The sequence below is a fragment of the Pseudomonas karstica genome (genome assembly GCF_009707515.1).
Lineage (GTDB): Bacteria > Pseudomonadota > Gammaproteobacteria > Pseudomonadales > Pseudomonadaceae > Aquipseudomonas > Aquipseudomonas karstica.
The window spans coordinates 87,322-105,912 of the sequence record NZ_WLYI01000019.1 but is presented as its reverse complement, the minus strand read 5'-3'; the positions used below and the strand labels follow the sequence as shown (position 1 = coordinate 105,912).

The following is an 18,591-nucleotide window of genomic DNA, read 5'->3' as shown; positions in this document are numbered from 1 at the left end:
AGCCGATCGCAGGCTGCGCCAGCGGCTACAGGATCAGTGATCGACGGTCCTTGTAGCCGCTGTCGAGACCTGTGCCGCGATGAGGCCGGAACAGATGTTCAGTCGTCTTTCTTCATCAGCCCGGCCAACGCTGCAAACGGATTATGCGTGGCCTTGGCAATGGTCGGACTGCTGGTGGAACCCTCACCGAAATACTGCTGGTCGGTATAACGCGAGTGTTCATTGTCGTGGCAATACAAGCACAGCAACTCCCAGTTGGAGCCGTCCTGGGGGTTGTCGTCATGGTTATGGTTGCGGTGGTGCACGGTCAGTTCGCTCAGGCGCTTGCCGGCGAACTCACGGGCGCAGCGACCGCACACGTGGGGATACATCTTCAAGGCTTTGTCGCGGTAGCCCATTTCCCGGTCGCGCTGGGCATCGGCAAGGATGCGGTCCAGCTTGGCGGTGTGGGAGGGCGGGTTGGTCGAGCTCATCATGGCTCCTGTCTTTTAGTGGATCACGGATAGCGTTGATTCTAGCTGCTCATGGGGTAATAAGCCCCTGGCTTTTTTCAGCTGAGGTACGGGCTGCCGGAGAGATTGTTTGTAGTATTGGCGATACTGAGCTCACAAGGATTCGCGCTCATGTACCTGCACTCATGATTGTTGGCGCTGTTCAAGCTCAGGCGTTTTCGACACGCGTGCGGACAGGCGTTCGACGAATACTGCGAAACCAACGGCCTGGGCGATGGCAAAGAGTAACTTGCTCGATTATTTGCTAGGCGTATAGCGGCTAAATATACAGTAATGGCTGAGCAGGTATCGAATTAAATGCCCTTGAGTGTTTCACTTTGGGTGAAGCAAATTAATTACCAGAAATTATTGGACTAACTTGCTAGAAGTCTTTAATGTGGCGCCTTCTGGCCCATTGCCGTTAGTTTGGCTTGTGGTGGCATCAGGTGTTAAAACGTTCATTCGTTCCGAGACGGGTCTCTCGGAGAATATGACCTGGCAAGGTCATGAAGAACACGAGTGGCCGGTGAGCGTGTCAGGGCTTCCCTGAAGACTGTTCACCCCGACCTGTAACAGGCTGTCCCCGTTGATTCGGGTTTCCCATCCCGGCGTCAACCCTCTGAGGGTGAGGTTGGGGCGTTTCAAATCAGAGGCGCTCGTCCAGAGTGTACTGCTTCCAATGACCGAAGTCGGGCCAGTTGAAGTGTCTGATGATCGTCGTGCATACAATAAAAAAGACGAGGCACCAAATCCTTATTGCTGAACAGTTCAGGGTTAATCCTGTGTGTTAGTTATAGCGCTGTGAGTGTCTATTAATAAATGCCTGATGTTCGTCTCGCTAACATTCACTCTGAGTGAATGAACCTTCCTGCTTCAATTAAATAAATGTGCTTGTTTGTAGAGGCTGTTGTGTCTAAAGGTGTTGTTCTGGCGGTTTCCGCCTCCTTCCTGTTCGGCGTGCTGTATTACTTTACCTCCCTTCTTGAACCATTGAATGGCCAGCAAATATTTGGCTGGCGAATGCTTATTTCGTTGCCCTTCATGACACTGCTGCTCTGTCTCTCCGGAGATTGGAAGTGGGTCCCGATGATCTACAAGCGCTTGCGCGATAGGCCGGCCTTGCTGCCTTTCGTTGTGCTGACCAGTGCGTTGGTCGGTGTCCAGTTATGGATTTTCATGTGGGCGCCGCTTAATGGCCACGGTCTGGATGTTTCGCTGGGTTATTTTTTGTTGCCGCTGACCATGGTCATTACGGGTCGTATCGTTTACGGCGAGCGCCTTTCCTACTTGCAAAAGATTGCCGCCGCGTTATCTGCGGTGGGTGTAGCCAATGAGTTGTACCGCACGGGTGGGTTCTCCTGGACGACGCTGGTGGTGTGCGTCGGCTATCCGCTGTATTTCGTACTGCGCCGGCGCTGTGGCACCGATAACCTGGGAGGCCTATGGCTGGACATGATGCTGATGATTCCTGTGGCGCTATGGTTCGTCCTTGGTGGTGGACCAATCAGCGAGATCCTGATGAACCGCCCAGCGCTCTATTGGCTGGTGCCGCTCATGGGGTTGGTCAGCGCGGCAGCGGGTTATTCCTACATTATGGCCAGTCGCCTATTGCCGTTCAGCTTGTTCGGTTTGCTCAGTTACGCTGAGCCTGTGCTGTTGGTGGCGGTGTCGTTGATGCTGGGGGACAGCCTTAAGCCGGGCCAATGGATGACCTATCTGCCAATCTGGCTGGCGGTGTTGGTGTTGGTGTTGGAAGGCTTGAGGCATTTGAATCGATTGCGCCGGTCGATTTGATCCACGACCCGCGCAGCGAATTCAGGGGCTGTTTCAGCCCTTGAGTTTTTCGGCAATCCAGATGGTATGCCGGGTGCCCTTGTTGCCATGGGCAAAGACCTGCACTTCCTCAGCCTTGAAGCCGGCCTTGCGCAGTTTCTCGCTGAACTGCTTATCGGCGCTGGCCGACCACACCGCCAACACGCCCTTGGGCCGCAGGGCCTTGGCGCAGGCACTCAGGCCGCCGGCGGAATACAGCCAGCTGTTGGCTTTCTGCGTCAGGCCTTCGGGGCCGTTGTCGACATCCAGCATGATAGCGTCAAAACCCTGGGGCTCGGCCTGCAGCACCTTGGCCACGTCTTCCATGCGAATCACCGTGCGCGGGTCCAGCAGTGGTCGCCCGGACTTTTCTCCCAGGGGGCCGCGATTCCACTCCACAACGCCAGGCACCAACTCGGCGACCACCACTTCGGCGGTCTTGCCCAGGTGCTTGAGCGCCGAGGCCAGGGTAAAACCCATGCCCAGTCCGCCAATTAACACCCGCGAACCAGGCCGGCCGGCTACCTTGCGGCACGGAATTTCCGCCAAAGCGTCTTCGGAGCCGTGCATGCGCGTGTTCATCAGTTGGCCACCGTCACCGCCCTGGATCTTGATGACAAAGTCCTCGCCGTATTCGAACAGGCACAAGGCACCGCCGTTATCGGGAATCGGGGTGGTGTCCAGCAGAACGAAACGTTTCATGGGAATCTCATTGGGAAGGGCATTCTTACGCGGTTGGGAGTAGCCTTGGGACTGGATTACAGTCAGGCCATGGAGCCATCGATGAAGTGCAGCATTCTAACGGTCATTGTATGGGGCGCGCTCACCTTGAGCACTGCGTACGCGCAGGAGTTGCAAACCGTGCCAATCCCTCCCGCACCCACGCCGGGTGCGCCGGGCACTGCAACACCTACACCTTACCCCCAAGTGACCCCGCCACCGACGCCTAAAGCGGCTGGCGCCGGTGGCGAGCCATTGCTGCCGCCGATTGCAATGCCCAAGCCGCCCAAGGACCAGACGCTTCCCGCTTTGCAGCACAAAGACATCAAGCCCAAGGCTGCAGATAGCTAGAGCTGGCGGGACAGCCATGGCGCGGATGATCTTGGCGGCGACTCGGAGTGCCTCGCTGAGCATTTCGCCAGTGCCTTAAACCAGCCCCAGCGCCTTGAAAACAAATCCGTATTCGAGGGCTACGTCACGTAGCCCCTGGTAACGACCACTCATACCGCCATGGCCAGCCCCCAGTTCGGTCTTGAGCAGCAACAGGTTGTCGGAGGTTGAAGTGGTCCGTAGCTTGGCCACCCATTTCGCGGCTTCCCAATACTGCACGCGGCTGTCGTTATAGCCGGCGATCACCAGTGTGGCCGGGTAGGCCTGGGCGCTGACGTTTTCGTAGGGGGCGTAGGCCTTGATCCGTTCGTACACCTCGGGCTCCTGGGGGTTGCCCCATTCGTCGTATTCGGTGACGGTCAGGGGCAGGTCCGGGTCGAGCATGGTATTGAGCACATCGACGAACGGCACTTCGGCAATCGCCGCCTGGAACAGCTCAGGGCGTTGATTGAGCACTGCGCCGATCAATAGGCCGCCGGCACTGCCGCCGCTGATAGCCAGTTGTTTGGACGTGGTCAGGCCTTGGGCGATGAGGTGCTCGGCGCAGGCGATAAAATCGCTGAAAGTGTTCTGTTTGTGTTCCTGTTTGCCAGCGCGGTACCAGGCTTCGCCCAGCTCACCGCCGCCACGTACATGAGCAATGGCAAAGGCCACGCCACGGTCCAGCAAGCTCAGGCGGGCATGGGAAAACCACGGGTCGAGGCTTTCGCCGTAGGCGCCGTAGCCGTACAGGTACAACGGCGTGGGCTGGCCCAGTTGGTCGCGCCGGACCACCAGGCTGATGGGCACCTGGGTACCATCGACCGACGTCGCCCACAGCCGCTGGCTGACGTAGTCGTCGGCATTGAAGGTGCCCAGTACCGGGGTTTCCTTGAGTACTTGCTGGGCTCCCGTCTCCAGTGCCAACTGACGCACCTGGGCCGGGCGGTTCAGGGCTTCATAGCGCAGGCGGATTTTGTCGCTGCCGAACTCCAGGCTGTTCTGCACGTACAGGCTGTAGGCCGCGTCCGGCAGTTGCACCTGATAAGCCGGCAAGCCTTGTGGGTGAACTTCGATAATCGGCAGGCCGCCTTCGCGCAGGCTCAGGGTCATGGCCTGGGCATTGAGGCTCAGGCCCTCGATCATCACGGTGTCGCTGTGGGGGATCAGGTTTTGCCAGTCGTCCTGGGACGGCACGTTGCCGCTGTCGACGGCCTGGAACAACGCGAAGTTGATACCGTCGCAGTTGCTGCGGATAAACCAGGCCCACTGGTCATCGAGCTTGCCGTGGTCGACATCGTATTCATGGCCTTCAACTCTCGGTGCCAGGCAGGTAAAGGCCTGGTGTGGCTGATTGGCGTCCAGGGCCCAGATTTCGCTGGTGGTCTTGCTGCCCAGGGACAGCAGCAGTTGCCGTTCAGAGCTGGCGCGGTAGCAATGCAGGAAGAAGCGTCCGTCCGGCTCATGGAACACCTCTTCGGCGGTGGTGCCGTCCAGGCGGTAGCGATAGAGCTTGTGCGGACGGTGAGTGTCGTCCAATTCGCCGAAGAACAGCGTCAGGCTGTCGTTGGCCCAGGTCATGCTGCCGTCGCAGTCTTCGAATGCCAGTTCACTGACTTTGCCGGTGGCCAGTTCCTTCACGTACAGGGTGTAAATCTCTTCGCCGCTGGTGTCCAGGCTGTAGGCCAGGCGCTGGTGGTCCGGGCTGATACTGAAGGCACCCAGGGCGAAAAAACCGCCGTTGGCCAGCACGTTCGGATCCAACAGCAGTGCTTCGCTGCACTCATCCACTTGTTGGCTGTCATCTGCCGGACGACGGCAGCGATAGTGACGGGCGTATTCATCGCCCGCCGTGGTGCGGGTGTAATACAGATACGGCCCCCAAGGGGAGGGCAGGGATAAATCGGTCTCGAGGATCCGCCCCTTGATCTCTTCGAACAGGCTTTCGCGCAGCGCGTCTTGATCGGCAAGCTGTGCTTCTTGCCAGGCATTTTCCGCCTTGAGGTAGTCGAGCACCTCGCTGCTGTCGCGTTCTTGCAGCCAGGCGTAAGGGTCGTTGCCCGTGGCTTTGCGGGCAATCGGGGCGGCAGTGATGTGGGTCGATGGGGGCATGGATCACTCTCGGTCTGGCGGTTTGCCGAAGGCAGTACAGCCTCAGCACTGAAAAGTCGTTATCATAGCGACCTGTTTGCCTACCTTGCCATGGACACCATGACCGAGAACGACTATCTGACCGCTTGGGGTTTCTACGCCTTTGCAGCCCTGGGCTGCCTGTTGGTGTGGTTTGCCATGACCCGCTGGATGTGGCGCTGGCTGCGCGAACCGCTGTGGTTGCTGATGGCTGTGTTGCTGTTCAGTCCGACCATTGTCGACCCGATCAAGACCCAGTTCGCGCCGGCCGTGGCCATCACCGCCCTGGACCTGTTGCTCAAGGTCGGCAACAACGCCTGGCGGGCGATTTCCGATTTGTTGATGTACACGATCATCGCCTTCGTTGTGTACCTGGTGTTTGTACTGATCCGCTGGTCCATCGAACGTGCTACCAAGGCCCGCCGTGAGCAGAAGGCCGCTATCGCCGCGGCAGCGGCAGAGCCGGACGACGAGCCCTTTGCTGGCCGCCCGGCTGTCCCTACCGGCAGCCTGCGGGTCGAACCGCGTCTTTAACGTTGTCCACCCTGCTGCGAGAGCCCTGATATGTGTGAATTATTGGGCATGAGTGCCAACGTACCGACCGATATCGTCTTCAGCTTTACCGGGCTGATGCAGCGGGGCGGTCGCACCGGCCCCCACCGCGACGGTTGGGGCATTGCTTTCTATGAGGGGCGTGGCCTGCGCCTGTTCCAGGACCCGGCCGCCAGTAGCGAATCGGAAGTTGCCTTGCTGGTGCAGCGTTACCCCATCAAGAGCGAAGTCGTGATTGGCCATATCCGTCAGGCCAATGTAGGCAAGGTATGCCTGTCCAATACCCACCCGTTCGTCCGCGAGCTGTGGGGCCGTAACTGGTGTTTTGCCCATAACGGGCAACTGGCGGGCTTCACTCCTCGCGCTACCTTCTACCGCCCTGTGGGCGATACCGACAGCGAAGCGGCGTTCTGCGATTTGCTCAACCGGGTACGCGAGGCTTTCCCGGAGCCGGTGGACATCGAGCACATGCTGCCGGACCTGATCGCCGCCTGCAGTGAATACCGCAGCAAAGGCGTATTCAACTGCCTGCTCAGCGACGGAGACTGGCTGTTTTGCTATTGCTCGACCAAACTGGCGCAGATCACCCGTCGTGCGCCATTTGGCCCCGCACGCCTGAAAGATGTCGACGTGATCGTCGATTTTCAGGCTGAAACCACTCCCAATGATGTGGTGACGGTCATCGCGACCGAACCCTTGACCGAAAACGAAACCTGGACCCGTTACGAACCGGGACAGTGGAGCCTGTGGCGACGTGGCGAATGCGTCAGCCAGGGTATAACCGCATAAGGACATCGACGATGTTGCTCAGCTATTTGCGACTGGTGCTGTTTGCCATTGGCTTGTTGGTCGGTGTGCAAGTGCCGGGATTTATCAATGACTACGCCAAGCGGGTCGAAGCCCATCTGATCGAGGCCCAGGCCGGTTTGCGTGGCTTTGATACCACGGCACGGCAGTTCTTCAATGGCGATTTACAAGCCCTGGTGGCCCATTACCGGGCCAGCGATGACCCGGTCTTTCGCAGCGATGCCAACAGCCTTGGTACGCTGCTCGACCGCCAGGTCGCCTTGGACAAGCAGTTCCAGGCGATGCAGGGCCCCTGGTACATCCGCGCCCTGCAGGTAGCGGTGGCCGCCGACCCGGATATTCGCCAGGAAACCTGGAAGGGCTATAGCTACCAGTTGCTGCTGACCCCCGAAGCCATGGGTTGGGGCCTGGGTGGGGCGATGTTGCTGTCGTTTGGCCTGGAATGCCTGTTCCGCCTGATCGACTGGGTCGTGCTGGGCGGCAAGCGTCTGCGCCAGAGCCGGCCGATTGAAGAGCGGAATTTGAAAGGGTTGTAGCTGTTATCCCATGCTTGGGATGTCAGTCAGCTATGCGCCGCTTGTGGGTTTGCTCAGTACCATCAATTCTTCACCCACTTGCTGTGCATACCGGGCCACCACTTTCTGGCACAGCCCGACAATCTCCTCCACCAACTCCACCCCCACCCGCCAGGACACCACCACTTGCAGGTTCGGCGGTTGTTGCGTCATGGGCAGCATCACCAATTCGCCTCGTGCCAGCTCTTCGCTGACCAGCACCGGCGGCAACGCGCCAATCCCGAACCCATCGCGCAGCAAACGGGTGATCGCCGACACCGAGTTCACGCAGTTCATCCGCGGCGCGGCGACGCCGTTGGCCTGCATCAGGCTCAGTACGTCCTGATGCGGATGGGAGTTTTTCGAGTAGGTGATGATGCGCTCCTGGGCCAGTTCGGCGAGGGAGGCGTACTCGCGGTTATAGATCGACTGGCTGGCGACGATCCAGCCCATGGGGTGGCTGGCCAGCTCCAGGCTGCGCAGGGTTTCCTGGCGCAGCAGGTCGGTTTGCAGGATCAAGTCGAGAAAGCCTTTTTGCAGTTGATCGCAGAGGTTAAGCGCGGTATCGGCGACCAGTTCGATTTCCACCAGTGGAAAGCGGTCCATCAACTCCGCCACCAACGGGCTGAGCCAGGTGTGAATCACCGTGTCCATCGCCCCGATGCGGATCCGTCCGACCTTGCTGCTGGTGGTTTCCAGTGACTGCTTGAGCCCTTGCATGGTGACCATCATTTGCTCGGCATAGTCGAGCACCTTCAAGCCTTCCGGCGTCAGGCTCACGCCACGGGAGTCACGCAGGAACAGCTTCACCCCCAACTCGTTTTCCAGCACTGCAATACGGCTGGAGATCGAGGCCTGGGTGGTGAAGAGTTTCTCTGCCGTGAGGCGAAAACTCTTGAGCTTGGCCACCCAGACGAAGGTTTCAAGGAACTTCAAATTCATGGGATCAACTTTTTCTTATGCAAGGATCGGTTTTTATTAGTTGGACGCAGCCTTTGGCAAACGCCAAAAATCGAGCCGTCTCACGATAAGCGTCGTTGGGGTTCAGGACAACATTCGTTGCGAGATCTTGGTAAAAGATCCCACACTACAAAAAATAAAGCCTACAGGAGTCCTCACCGTGAGCCGCCTGCTATTGAACTGCGACATCGGCGAAAGCTTTGGCAATTGGACCTTGGGTCTGGATGCCGAGGTCATGCCGTTTATTGATTGCGCCAATGTGGCTTGCGGCTTTCACGCCGGCGACCCGAGCATCATGCGCAAGACCGTCAGCCTGGCGTTCCAGCTTGGTGTACAGGTCGGCGCGCACCCGGCGTATCAGGATCTTGCGGGGTTCGGTCGCCGTTCCATGGCCTACACCCCCCAAGAAATCCAGGACCTGTTGCACTACCAGATCGGCGCGCTCGATGGGATTTGCCGGGCTCAAGGGGGGCGGGTCAGCTACGTCAAGCCCCATGGCGCGATGTACAACGACATGATGGCCAAGCCCGAGCAGTTGCGGGCGGTGATCGAGGCCGTGGCGGCTTACGGCGAATTGCCACTGATGTTGATGGCGACCCGTGATAACAGCGCGGCCCAGGCCTTGGGCGATGAATATGGTGTAACGCTATGGTTCGAAGCGTTCGCCGATCGTGCCTATGACAGCAACGGTCATCTGGTGTCGCGGCAATTACCGGGTGCCGTGCACCATGAAGCGGAAAAAATCATCGAGCAGGCCCTGACTATTTCCCGGGGCGGCCCCCTGACCGCCAGTGATGGCAGCGCCCTGCATTTGCAGGCCAATACCCTGTGCGTACACGGTGACAACGCCAGTTCGGTGGCGGCGGTCCAACGTATCCGCGAGGCGTTGACCCTACAATGAAGCCTCGGATTGAAGTGGTGGCCATCGACTGTCTGATGGTGCGTTTGTTTGAGGTGATCGCCGAGGACAACATGCCCTGGATGCTCGCCGCCACCCGTCGTCTGCGGGAGGGTTTTGGCGTGGCGCTGGTGGATTTGGTTCCGTCCTATACCACTTTGATGGTGCATTACGACCTTACTGCATTGAACCCGGCCCAGGCTCGGGAATTGATTGGCCTGGCGCTTGCCGAGTTGCAGCCCGAGCCCAAGGGGGGCGGGCGGTGTCATGTGTTGCCGGTCTGGTATGATGTCAGTGTCGGCCCCGAACTGACATGGCTGGCCCAGCGCAGTGGTTTGGCGGTGGAGGAGGTGATGCGTCGTCACAGCCAGCACGAATACCAGGTATTTGCCCTCGGCTTTGCCCCAGGGTTTGCCTTCATGGGGTTGGTGGAGGAGGTGCTGGCCGCGCCACGGCTCAACACTCCGCGCAAACGGGTGGCCGCGGGCAGCGTCGGCATTGCCGAGCGGCAAACTGCAGCCTACCCGGCGGTTTCCCCGGGTGGCTGGAACCTGATCGGCCGTACCCCGGCCAAACTGTTTGATCGCGAGCGCGATGGCTACAGCCTGATGCAACCGGGAGACACCGTGCGTTTCGAGGCTGTTGGTCATGCCGAATTCATCAATCTGGGTGGCGATGACACGCCGTTGGAGGCGCAGTCATGAGCCGCTTGTTGATTGAGGCCAGCACCCCGTTGTGCCTGTTGCAGGATGCCGGGCGTTTTGGTGTCAGGCATTTGGGCGTGACCCAGGGCGGCGCGCTGGATTGGGTGTCGATGTCCTGGGCCAACTGGCTGCTGGGCAATGCCCTGGACGTTCCGGTGGTTGAAATCACCCTGGGCGGGTTCACCGTGCAGGCTGAGGGTTATTGCTTGTTGGCGCTGGCCGGCGCGGATCTGGGCGCGTATGTGGATGAGCGGGCGATCAGTCCCGGGCGCAGTTTCATTCTGCAAAAGGGCCAGCGTTTGCGCTTCACCCAGCCGTTCAGTGGTGCCCGGGCTTACCTGGCGGCGCCGGGGGGCTTTGATGCGCCGAAGGTGTTGGGCAGTTGCGCCAGTGTTGGGCGCGAGGAGTTGGGCGGGCTGGACGGGTTTGGCGGTGCTTTGGCCGAAGGCGCGCGGTTGGTGTATTCCGGCACGGGCGGTGCTATGCGTGTGTTGTCTGCCGAGCAACTGCCGAAGCTGCAATCCACGGTTCCACTGGACGTGATCCTCGGTGCGCAGATCGGCCTGTTCAGCGGGCAGAGTCTGTTTGATGCCTTCAATAGCGAGTGGACCCTGGACAGCCGCGCCGACCGTATGGGCATGCGTTTACTCGGCACGCCGTTGCACTACCAGGGGCCGTCGCTGATTTCAGAAGGTATCCCGTTGGGCGCGATCCAGGTACCGCCGGATGGGCAGCCAATCGTGTTGCTCAATGATCGGCAGACCATTGGCGGTTACCCACGATTGGGCGCGTTGACGCCCTTGGCACTGGCACGGCTGGCGCAGTGTTTGCCGGGGGAGAAAGTGAGGCTGGCGCCGATGCTGCAAGAGACGGCGCATCAGCAGCAACTCGAGTATTTGCGTCGTTTCCCATGATCGTCCATGAGCGTTCCCACGCTCTGCTTGGGAACGCTCATTTGGAGAGGAACCGCATCCCTTCCTCAAGCCCGCGCAAGGTCAACGGATACATCTGGTCTTCGATCAAATCCCGCACGATATTGGTCGAGGAGGTGTAGCCCCAGGTGTCTTTCGGGTACGGATTAATCCAGATCAGCTTCTTGTACTTGGCCATGAAGCGCTGCATCCACACATAACCCGGCTCTTCGTTCCAGTGTTCGACGCTGCCACCGGCCTGGGTGATTTCATAAGGTGCCATGGCCGCATCACCGATAAAGATCACTTTGTAATCGGCGCCGTATTTGTGCAGCAAATCCTGGGTGGACGTGCGTTCTGAGCCCCGGCGCATGTTGTTCTTCCACACCGACTCATAAATGAAGTTGTGGAAGTAGAAATACTCCAGATGCTTGAACTCGGTCTTGCACGCCGAAAACAGCTCCTCGCAGATCTTTACGTGAGCGTCCATCGAGCCGCCGATATCGAACAGCAACAGCAGCTTGATGGTGTTGCGTCGTTCTGGCCGCATCTGGATATTCAGCAATCCGGCATCGCGGGCGGTATGGTCGATGGTGCCGTCGATGTCCAGTTCTTCGGCTGCGCCCTGGCGGGCGAACTTGCGCAGGCGGCGCAGGGCGATCTTGATATTGCGAGTGCCCAGTTCCACTGAGTCATCGAGGTTCTTGTACTCGCGCTGGTCCCATACTTTGACCGCCTTGCCCTGGCGCTTGCCGGCATCCCCGACCCGAATGCCTTCCGGGTTGAACCCACCGGAGCCGAACGGGCTGGTACCGCCGGTGCCGATCCACTTGTTGCCGCCAGCGTGGCGTTCTTTCTGCTCTTCCAGGCGCTTCTTGAACGCTTCGATCAGCTTGTCGAGGCCACCCAGGGACTGGATCTGTGCCCGCTCCTCATCGCTCAGGGAACGTTCGAACTCCTTGCGCAGCCACTCTTCGGGAATCAGTGCCTGCAGGTGATCGTCGAGTTTTTCCAGGCCATTGAAATAGGCGCCGAAGGCCCGGTCGAACTTGTCGAAATGCCGTTCGTCCTTCACCAGGATCGCCCGGGACAAGTAATAAAACTCGTCCATGTCGGCAAAAGTCACCCGCTGTTTCAGGGCGTTGATCAGGTCGAGCAACTCGCGCACCGACACCGGCACCTTGGCTGCACGCATTTCATTGAACAGGTTGAGCAGCATGGCAAAACCCTTATCGAGTGCCGCGACGGCTCATGAACGCCAGGCGCTCGAGCAGTTGCACGTCCTGTTCGTTCTTCACCAGGGCACCGGCCAGGGGCGGAATGGCCTTGGTGGGGTCACGTTCGCGCAGTACCGCTTCGCCAATGTTGTCGGCCATCAGCAGTTTCAGCCAGTCCACCAGCTCGGAGGTCGACGGTTTTTTCTTCAGGCCTGGTACCTTGCGCACGTCGAAGAACACGTCCAGGGCTTCGCTGACCAGGTCTTTCTTGATGTCCGGGTAGTGCACGTCGACGATTTTTTGCAGCGTGGTGCGGTCGGGGAAGGCGATGTAGTGGAAGAAGCAGCGGCGCAGGAAGGCATCCGGGAGCTCTTTTTCGTTGTTGGAGGTAATGATGATGATCGGGCGCTTCTTAGCCTTGATGGTCTCGTCGATCTCGTAGACGTAGAACTCCATCTTGTCGAGTTCTTGCAGCAGGTCGTTGGGGAATTCGATGTCGGCCTTGTCGATTTCATCGATCAGCAGGATCACCCGCTCCTCGGACTCGAAGGCTTCCCAGAGCTTGCCCTTTTTCAGGTAATTGCGTACGTCGTGGACCTTGTCCACACCCAGCTGCGAGTCCCGCAGGCGGCTGACCGCGTCATACTCATACAAGCCCTGGTGGGCCTTGGTGGTGGACTTGATGTGCCAGGTGATCAGCCTGGCGCCAAAGGATTCGGCCAGTTGTTCGGCGAGCATGGTCTTGCCGGTGCCCGGTTCGCCCTTGACCAGCAACGGCCGCTCCAGGGTGATGGCGGCGTTGACGGCCAGTTTCAGGTCGTCGGTGGCAACGTAGGCCTGGGTGCCTTCGAACTTCATTGGTCATTCCTCGAGCGTGACGCCCACAAGCGGCGGGCCTGGGGGCGAATAATCAGTAATGGGCCGACTATACCGCGCAGCCCTGGCGACTGTGAACGCAGACGGGCTATTCAGTCTCTGAATGTAGGAGCGAGCTTGCTCGCGAAAAGCCTGAGGACGCTAGCCTGCATCCAGGCTGTACGCATCATCGTTGACGATCTTCGCGAGCAAGAACCAGGCGTCCCCCTTGTTCCTGCAGGGCTAAAGGGGTCAGTCCGCACTCGGTTTGGGCTGTTCATAACGGGCGTTGAAAGCCTGGACGAAACCATTACGCAAAATCTGCCAAAACGCCTGGAACGCGCTGACATCTTGCTGATGTACGCTGCCGCTGAGCTCCACGCGGGTGGCGAACTGGTTTTTACGCTGGTTTTTCAGCACGGTTTCGCTGGCGCCCACCACCGCCTCCCAGATCGAGCGGAAAAGGCCCTTGTCTTTGTTCTCAACGTCCTGCTGCCAGTCGAATACCTCGACATCCCGCAGCAAGGGTTTGATATAGCCGCTTAGTTGGCCTTTTTCGGCTTGGGCCTCGATCACCACATCACCGGTACCGGCATTGAAGTCGAACTTGCCGTAGGCCGAGGCGAAGTCGTTCAAGCGCTTGAGTTGAATATCACGGGCGCGAAAGCGGAATTCAAAGTCCTCGAAATTACTCAGCGGATCGAAGGTGGCCGTAGCTTCCAGTGGCGCATGGCCCAGCAGCAGGGCTTTGCCGTCAAAACGTGCGTCACGCTTGCCTTGGACGTCCACCACGTTAGTCAGGTTGTAGAGCGTGGCATTGACCTCGGTGGCGCCGATGTTGACTGGGGGTTTGGAACTGAAGTTGTGGAAGGCGATTTTGCCGTCATTGATATGCACTTCGTTGAGGGTGATCGGCAACAGCTTGCCCAACTGGGCGCGCCAGTCGGTGCCTTGGCCGGTCTGGGATGCCTGTGTATTGGGGCCTCCATCGACGAAGTTGAGTTCCGGCCTGATGAACCGCACCTCGGCCACCACGGCATGGTCATACCAGAGCGAACGCCAGCTTACCGACAGGTCGGTCACCGGGACCTTGACGAAGGGTACCGGGACCTTGCCGTCGACCTTGACGATCAACAGATCGTTGATCCGATAGGCGCCGCGCCACAGGGCCAGGTCAACGTCGGTGACCTGACCGCGGTAATCACCCATGTCGGCGAGCTTGTCGTTGAGGTAATTGCGCACCAGGTAGGGCAGGGCCAGGCTCAGGGCAACCAACAACACCACAATTCCCGCGATGCCCCAGAGCGGCCAACGGTACCGACGTTTCATAAGGTTTCCTCCATCCGTGTAGGCGATTGACTACAGTGATGAGTGGACGTTCGCTCGACTGGACGCTTGGAGGCGCGAGGCATACCCTTTGGGGCTTCCCAAATGGTGCAATAAGGATCCGTCATGAGCCGCATTTTTGCAGACAACGCGCACTCCATCGGTAATACGCCCCTGGTTCAGATCAACCGTATTGCGCCCCGTGGCGTGACCATCCTGGCCAAGATCGAAGGGCGTAACCCTGGGTATTCGGTGAAGTGCCGGATTGGCGCGAGCATGATCTGGGACGCTGAAAGCAGCGGCAAACTCAAGCCTGGCATGACGATTGTCGAGCCTACTTCGGGCAATACCGGGATCGGCCTGGCATTTGTCGCCGCCGCCCGTGGCTACACGTTGCTGTTGACCATGCCGTCGTCCATGAGCATCGAACGCCGCAAGGTCCTCAAGGCCTTGGGCGCCGAACTGGTATTGACCGAGCCGGCCAAGGGCATGAAAGGCGCGATTGAAAAGGCTGGGGAAATCCTTGCCAGCGACCCGGCGAAATACTTTATGCCGGCCCAGTTCGACAACCCGGCGAACCCGGCGATCCACGAGAAAACCACCGGCCCGGAAATCTGGAACGACACCGATGGCGCGGTGGATGTGCTGGTAGCGGGCGTGGGCACGGGGGGCACCCTCACCGGCGTTTCGCGCTATATCAAGAACACCGCAGGCAAGCCGATTCTCTCGGTGGCGGTGGAGCCCATCAGCTCGCCGGTGATCACCCAGGCGCTGGCGGGTGAAGAGATCAAGCCCAGCCCTCACAAGATCCAGGGCATTGGTGCCGGGTTTGTGCCGAAAAATCTCGACCTGTCGATGGTGGATCGGGTTGAGCTGGTCAGCGATGAAGAGTCCAAGGCCATGGCCCTGCGACTGATGCAGGAAGAGGGCATTCTTTGCGGTATTTCCTGTGGCGCGGCGATGGCCGTGGCGGTGCGCCTGGCCCAGAAGCCGGAAATGCAGGGCAAGACCATTGTCGTGGTGCTACCGGACTCCGGTGAGCGCTACCTGTCGAGCATGTTGTTCAGTGATTTGTTTACTGACCAGGAAAACCAGGCTTGATCGATCGCCTGAGGTGAACACGATTCTTGTTTTACGACGCCTTGCTTGGCCCATTATTACGCATTCCTTAAAACTGATTGTTGGGCGCGCGGGTTTTTCCCGAGGTTTGAAGTGTTGATAATGGCCAGTTGCTGTGCCTGGTTTCCCGGTGACGGGAGGTTGTTGGCCAGATGTTTATTTCCAGGAGTTGCTGCATGAGCTTTTCTTTGGCCGCCAAACTGTCGGCGCTGCTGTTGTTTATCAGCAGCACGCTGTATGTGCATTTGCGTGGCAAGGCGCGTCTTCCAATGTTGCGCCAGTTCGTCAACTACTCGGCGTTATTCGCCCCGTATAACGCCTTGATGTACATCTTCTCCAGCGTGCCGTCCAAGCCCTACCTGGACCGCAGCAGATTTCCTGAGCTGGATGTGCTCAAAGACAACTGGGAAGTGATCCGCGACGAGGCCATGCACCTGTTTGACGAGGGCTACATCCGCGCCGCCGAGAACAACAACGACGCCGGTTTCGGCTCGTTCTTCAAGAAGGGCTGGAAGCGTTTCTACCTCAAGTGGTACGACAAGCCGCTGCCATCGGCTGAGCGGCTATGCCCGAAAACCGTGGCCCTGCTCAGCAGCATTCCCAACGTCAAGGGCGCGATGTTCGCCCTGTTGCCAGGCGGAAGCCACCTTAACCCGCACCGCGATCCGTTTGCCGGCTCCCTGCGTTATCACCTCGGGCTGTCGACACCCAACTCCGATGATTGCCGTATCTACGTCGACGGCCAGGTCTATGCCTGGCGCGACGGTGAAGACGTGATGTTCGACGAGACCTACGTGCACTGGGTGAAAAACGAAACAGAGAAGACCCGAGTCATCCTGTTCTGCGATGTCGAGCGGCCTCTGAGCAGCCGCATCATGACCCGCATCAATCGTTGGGTCAGCACCCAACTCGGTCGCGCTACCGCGCCGCAGAACCTTGATGGAGAGCGCGTCGGCGGGATCAACCAGGTTTACGCCTGGAATAAGCACTTCAGTGACAGCGTCAGCGGTGTGGTCAAGCAGTTCAAGCGCAAATATCCAAAAGCGTATCGCGTCCTGCGGCCAGTGTTGGCGCTGCTGGTGTTGGTGGTGATGTGGCGCTGGTTGTTTGGTTGAGCCACGCGCAGCATAAACCGCTCGGATGAGCGGTTTATGCGTTCAACTTATCTGGGCGCTTATTTTCCAGGTGACGGGTCTCCCATTATCCTTACTGGCCTTTTGGCGAAGTCATTGCAAATGATATCGCTGGCTGGTTATAGTCAGGCCCAGGTGTTTCAGGACACCTTCCTACCCCCTCAAAAAAGATCAGCACATGCCAGCTTCCTTGCGCATAGCGGTAGTCGATTCAGCGCTCAGCGCTGTGGTCGTGCCGTGCGCGAATCAGCAGCCTGCGCAGATCAGTCACTACCCCCCACCTGTCAGTAGCACGCCGGTGTACGCAGTCGTATCACCGCCGGGTGTTGGCATTTCGGGCTGATCAGCCAATGGCTGCTCCCTGTGCCTGCCTGAAAAAAACTACTGAACTTCAGCCGTTGCTGAGTTGGCTTTTTGCCTGATTACAGGTGGTATTCATGTCTGTTCTTTCGAAACAATCCGTGGCCGCGGTGGCCTCGACGAGCCTGTTTGTCCTGTTGTGGAGCAGCGGGGCGATTTTTTCCAAACTGGGCCTGGCCCACGCCTCTCCCTTTGCCTTTCTGCTGATCCGATTTGCGATTGCCCTGGCAGGGTTGGTGATCCTGGTGCCGATCCTCAAACTCAAATTACCGCGCCCCGGTAAACCAATGCGCTATGCAGTGGCCACCGGCCTGGTGTTGTTGGGGGCTTATCAGATTTTTTATCTGCTGGCCCTGAACCTCAACGTCACTCCCGGCGTCATGGCCACTATCATGGGGGTGCAGCCGATCCTGACCGTGGTGTTGGTAGAGCGTCAGCGCTCCTGGAGCCGGATGTTCGGTTTGGCGCTGGGGTTGGCGGGCTTGATCATGGTGGTGTACCAGGGCATCGGTTTGTCTGGCATGTCCCTGGCGGGGATGTTGTTCGGATTGCTGGCCCTGGCCAGCATGACCTTCGGCTCGATCATGCAGAAGCGCATCACCGATAACCCGCTGGGCACGTTGCCCGTGCAGTATTTGGCAGGCCTATTGTTGTGCTCGGTATTCGTGCCGTTCCAACCGTTTCACTTCGAGCACAGCAGCGGCTTTTACTTGCCGGTGCTGTGGATGGGGTTGGTGGTGTCACTGCTTGCGACCTTGTTGCTGTACCGGCTGATCGCCCGTGGCAACCTGGTGAATGTCACCAGTCTGTTTTACCTGGTGCCGGCAGTGACGGCGGTGATGGATTACCTGATCTTCGGCAATAAGCTGGCAATGTTGAGCCTGCTGGGAATGGGGCTGATCATCATCGGATTGGCTTTTGTATTCCGTAAAAACTGATGGCCTTAGCCGCTGCCTCGGCAGCGGCTTGGAAACCGCCGCTCACCGATCACCTGTAGCCAGTCGTTTGGCCTTTTAAGTCGCTGAAGGTCCTTATCGCAGCCTCGTGCCTCGACAGCGGCTACAAGGGAACGTCGATCACCGATCTCCTGTAGCCGCTGGCGCAGCCTGCGATCGGCTGCGCAGCAGTCGTTTGGGCCTTGAAATCGCTGAAGGTCCTTCGGCCCTTATCGCAGCCTCGTGCCTCGACAGCGGCTACAAAGCACCGTCGATCACTGATCCTGTAGCCGCTGGCGTAGCCTGCGATCGGCTGCGCAGCAGTCGCCTGGGCCTTGAGATTGCTGAAGGTCCTGCGGCCCTTATCGCAGCCTCGTGCCTCGACAGCTGCTACAAGGGAACGTCGATCACCGATCACCTGTAGCCGCTGGCGCAGCCTGCGATCGGCTGCGCAGCAGTCGCCTGGTCCTTGAAATCGCTGAAGGTCCTGCGGCCCTTATCGCAGCCTCGTACCTCGACAGCGGCTACAAGGGATCGTCGATCACCGATCACCTGTAGCCGCTGGCGCAGCCTGCGATCGGCTGCGCAGCAGTCGTTTGGCCTTGAGATTGCTGAAGGTCCTGCGGCCCTTATCGCAGCCTCGTGCCTCGACAGCGGCTACAAGGGAACGTCGATCACCTGTAGCCGCTGGCGCAGCCTGCGATCGGCTGCGCAGCAGTCGTTTGGCCTTTGAAGTCG

The 18,591-nt window shown here is 59.0% G+C and carries 18 protein-coding genes; 11 read left to right on the top strand and 7 right to left on the bottom strand.

What is annotated here, in order from left to right:
* Positions 1-98: 98 nt before the first annotated feature.
* Complete coding sequence (locus GIR22_RS15205; protein WP_003210675.1) at positions 99-473, bottom strand: YajD family HNH nuclease; 375 nt, start codon at positions 471-473, stop codon at positions 99-101.
* A 927-nt stretch (positions 474-1,400) separates the two neighbouring features.
* Here GIR22_RS15205 and rarD point away from each other — a divergent pair.
* Positions 1,401-2,285: an EamA family transporter RarD gene (rarD, locus tag GIR22_RS15200; RefSeq protein WP_178122270.1), complete on the top strand. Its 885-nt coding sequence runs from the start codon at positions 1,401-1,403 to the stop codon at positions 2,283-2,285.
* A gap of 33 nt (positions 2,286-2,318) precedes the next feature.
* On the opposite strand, the gene GIR22_RS15195 is transcribed toward rarD, so the two are convergent.
* The gene (locus tag GIR22_RS15195) at positions 2,319-3,005 is read right to left on the bottom strand and encodes a spermidine synthase (RefSeq protein WP_154744128.1); all 687 of its coding nucleotides are present in this window, start codon (positions 3,003-3,005) and stop codon (positions 2,319-2,321) included.
* A gap of 81 nt (positions 3,006-3,086) precedes the next feature.
* On the opposite strand from GIR22_RS15195, the gene GIR22_RS15190 reads away from it, so the two are divergent.
* Positions 3,087-3,374, top strand: a complete 288-nt coding sequence (locus tag GIR22_RS15190; RefSeq protein WP_154744127.1) for a hypothetical protein — start codon at positions 3,087-3,089, stop codon at positions 3,372-3,374.
* Between the two features lie 75 nt (positions 3,375-3,449).
* Here the strand turns inward: GIR22_RS15190 and GIR22_RS15185 are convergent, their stop codons facing one another.
* Positions 3,450-5,504 (bottom strand): S9 family peptidase, encoded by a 2,055-nt coding sequence (locus GIR22_RS15185; RefSeq protein ID WP_154744126.1) that lies wholly within the window; start codon positions 5,502-5,504, stop codon positions 3,450-3,452.
* 90 nt (positions 5,505-5,594) lie between these two features.
* Between GIR22_RS15185 and GIR22_RS15180 the strand changes: the two genes are divergently transcribed.
* From GIR22_RS15180 to GIR22_RS15170, 3 genes are read left to right on the top strand one after another with little or no spacing between them, the layout of a single operon-like run.
* The gene (locus tag GIR22_RS15180) at positions 5,595-6,056 is read left to right on the top strand and encodes an MFS transporter (RefSeq protein WP_246208370.1); all 462 of its coding nucleotides are present in this window, start codon (positions 5,595-5,597) and stop codon (positions 6,054-6,056) included.
* A gap of 30 nt (positions 6,057-6,086) precedes the next feature.
* Complete coding sequence (locus GIR22_RS15175; RefSeq protein WP_154744125.1) at positions 6,087-6,863, top strand: class II glutamine amidotransferase; 777 nt, start codon at positions 6,087-6,089, stop codon at positions 6,861-6,863.
* An 11-nt stretch (positions 6,864-6,874) separates the two neighbouring features.
* A complete protein-coding gene (locus tag GIR22_RS15170; protein WP_154744124.1) occupies positions 6,875-7,417 on the top strand; it encodes a DUF2937 family protein in 543 nt (180 codons plus the stop codon).
* A 30-nt stretch (positions 7,418-7,447) separates the two neighbouring features.
* Here the strand turns inward: GIR22_RS15170 and GIR22_RS15165 are convergent, their stop codons facing one another.
* A complete protein-coding gene (locus tag GIR22_RS15165; protein WP_154744123.1) occupies positions 7,448-8,377 on the bottom strand; it encodes a LysR family transcriptional regulator in 930 nt (309 codons plus the stop codon).
* Between the two features lie 178 nt (positions 8,378-8,555).
* Here GIR22_RS15165 and GIR22_RS15160 point away from each other — a divergent pair, with 178 nt between their 5' ends.
* Genes GIR22_RS15160 through GIR22_RS15150 form a run of 3 tightly spaced genes read left to right on the top strand, consistent with a single transcriptional unit; the run spans position 8,556 to position 10,911 of the window.
* Positions 8,556-9,296 (top strand): 5-oxoprolinase subunit PxpA, encoded by a 741-nt coding sequence (locus GIR22_RS15160; protein WP_178122269.1) that lies wholly within the window; start codon positions 8,556-8,558, stop codon positions 9,294-9,296.
* On the top strand, positions 9,293-9,997 hold the full coding sequence (locus GIR22_RS15155) for a 5-oxoprolinase subunit B family protein (protein ID WP_154744121.1): 705 nt from the start codon (positions 9,293-9,295) through the stop codon (positions 9,995-9,997). The genes GIR22_RS15160 and GIR22_RS15155 overlap by 4 nt, the downstream gene beginning before the upstream one ends.
* Positions 9,994-10,911, top strand: a complete 918-nt coding sequence (locus tag GIR22_RS15150) for a 5-oxoprolinase subunit C family protein (RefSeq protein WP_154744120.1) — start codon at positions 9,994-9,996, stop codon at positions 10,909-10,911. Before GIR22_RS15155 ends, GIR22_RS15150 begins: the two co-directional genes overlap by 4 nt.
* 37 nt (positions 10,912-10,948) lie before the next feature.
* Here the strand turns inward: GIR22_RS15150 and GIR22_RS15145 are convergent, their stop codons facing one another.
* The 3 genes from GIR22_RS15145 to GIR22_RS15135 form a co-directional block, all read right to left on the bottom strand.
* Complete coding sequence (locus GIR22_RS15145; protein WP_154744119.1) at positions 10,949-12,127, bottom strand: vWA domain-containing protein; 1,179 nt, start codon at positions 12,125-12,127, stop codon at positions 10,949-10,951.
* Between the two features lie 10 nt (positions 12,128-12,137).
* Positions 12,138-12,983, bottom strand: a complete 846-nt coding sequence (locus GIR22_RS15140; protein WP_029292347.1) for an AAA family ATPase — start codon at positions 12,981-12,983, stop codon at positions 12,138-12,140.
* Positions 12,984-13,232: 249 nt separating this feature from the next.
* Positions 13,233-14,309 (bottom strand): DUF748 domain-containing protein, encoded by a 1,077-nt coding sequence (locus GIR22_RS15135; RefSeq protein ID WP_154744118.1) that lies wholly within the window; start codon positions 14,307-14,309, stop codon positions 13,233-13,235.
* A 123-nt stretch (positions 14,310-14,432) separates the two neighbouring features.
* On the opposite strand from GIR22_RS15135, the gene cysK reads away from it, so the two are divergent.
* From cysK to GIR22_RS15120, 3 genes are all read left to right on the top strand, one after another.
* Positions 14,433-15,407, top strand: a complete 975-nt coding sequence (gene cysK, locus GIR22_RS15130; protein ID WP_154744117.1) for a cysteine synthase A — start codon at positions 14,433-14,435, stop codon at positions 15,405-15,407.
* Between the two features lie 194 nt (positions 15,408-15,601).
* Positions 15,602-16,540 carry an aspartyl/asparaginyl beta-hydroxylase domain-containing protein gene (locus tag GIR22_RS15125; protein ID WP_154744116.1) on the top strand — a complete coding sequence of 313 codons (939 nt, stop codon included), beginning with the start codon at positions 15,602-15,604 and terminating at the stop codon, positions 16,538-16,540.
* Positions 16,541-16,995: 455 nt separating this feature from the next.
* Positions 16,996-17,856, top strand: coding sequence for a DMT family transporter (locus tag GIR22_RS15120; protein ID WP_154744115.1), 861 nt, complete (start codon positions 16,996-16,998; stop codon positions 17,854-17,856).
* The last annotated feature ends 735 nt before the right edge of the window (positions 17,857-18,591 follow it).

What these genes read in the sequence shown, in the direction of transcription:
- GIR22_RS15205 (WP_003210675.1), bottom strand. Translation starts at nt 473, where the DNA reads ATGAGCTCGACCAACCCGCCCTCCCACACCGCCAAGCTGGACCGCATC.
- GIR22_RS15195 (WP_154744128.1), bottom strand. Translation starts at nt 3,005, where the DNA reads ATGAAACGTTTCGTTCTGCTGGACACCACCCCGATTCCCGATAACGGC.
- GIR22_RS15190 (WP_154744127.1), top strand. Translation starts at nt 3,087, where the DNA reads ATGAAGTGCAGCATTCTAACGGTCATTGTATGGGGCGCGCTCACCTTG.
- GIR22_RS15185 (WP_154744126.1), bottom strand. Translation starts at nt 5,504, where the DNA reads ATGCCCCCATCGACCCACATCACTGCCGCCCCGATTGCCCGCAAAGCC.
- GIR22_RS15180 (WP_246208370.1), top strand. Translation starts at nt 5,595, where the DNA reads ATGGACACCATGACCGAGAACGACTATCTGACCGCTTGGGGTTTCTAC.
- GIR22_RS15175 (WP_154744125.1), top strand. Translation starts at nt 6,087, where the DNA reads ATGTGTGAATTATTGGGCATGAGTGCCAACGTACCGACCGATATCGTC.
- GIR22_RS15170 (WP_154744124.1), top strand. Translation starts at nt 6,875, where the DNA reads ATGTTGCTCAGCTATTTGCGACTGGTGCTGTTTGCCATTGGCTTGTTG.
- GIR22_RS15165 (WP_154744123.1), bottom strand. Translation starts at nt 8,377, where the DNA reads ATGAATTTGAAGTTCCTTGAAACCTTCGTCTGGGTGGCCAAGCTCAAG.
- GIR22_RS15155 (WP_154744121.1), top strand. Translation starts at nt 9,293, where the DNA reads ATGAAGCCTCGGATTGAAGTGGTGGCCATCGACTGTCTGATGGTGCGT.
- GIR22_RS15150 (WP_154744120.1), top strand. Translation starts at nt 9,994, where the DNA reads ATGAGCCGCTTGTTGATTGAGGCCAGCACCCCGTTGTGCCTGTTGCAG.
- GIR22_RS15145 (WP_154744119.1), bottom strand. Translation starts at nt 12,127, where the DNA reads ATGCTGCTCAACCTGTTCAATGAAATGCGTGCAGCCAAGGTGCCGGTG.
- GIR22_RS15140 (WP_029292347.1), bottom strand. Translation starts at nt 12,983, where the DNA reads ATGAAGTTCGAAGGCACCCAGGCCTACGTTGCCACCGACGACCTGAAA.
- GIR22_RS15135 (WP_154744118.1), bottom strand. Translation starts at nt 14,309, where the DNA reads ATGAAACGTCGGTACCGTTGGCCGCTCTGGGGCATCGCGGGAATTGTG.
- cysK (WP_154744117.1), top strand. Translation starts at nt 14,433, where the DNA reads ATGAGCCGCATTTTTGCAGACAACGCGCACTCCATCGGTAATACGCCC.
- GIR22_RS15125 (WP_154744116.1), top strand. Translation starts at nt 15,602, where the DNA reads ATGAGCTTTTCTTTGGCCGCCAAACTGTCGGCGCTGCTGTTGTTTATC.
- GIR22_RS15120 (WP_154744115.1), top strand. Translation starts at nt 16,996, where the DNA reads ATGTCTGTTCTTTCGAAACAATCCGTGGCCGCGGTGGCCTCGACGAGC.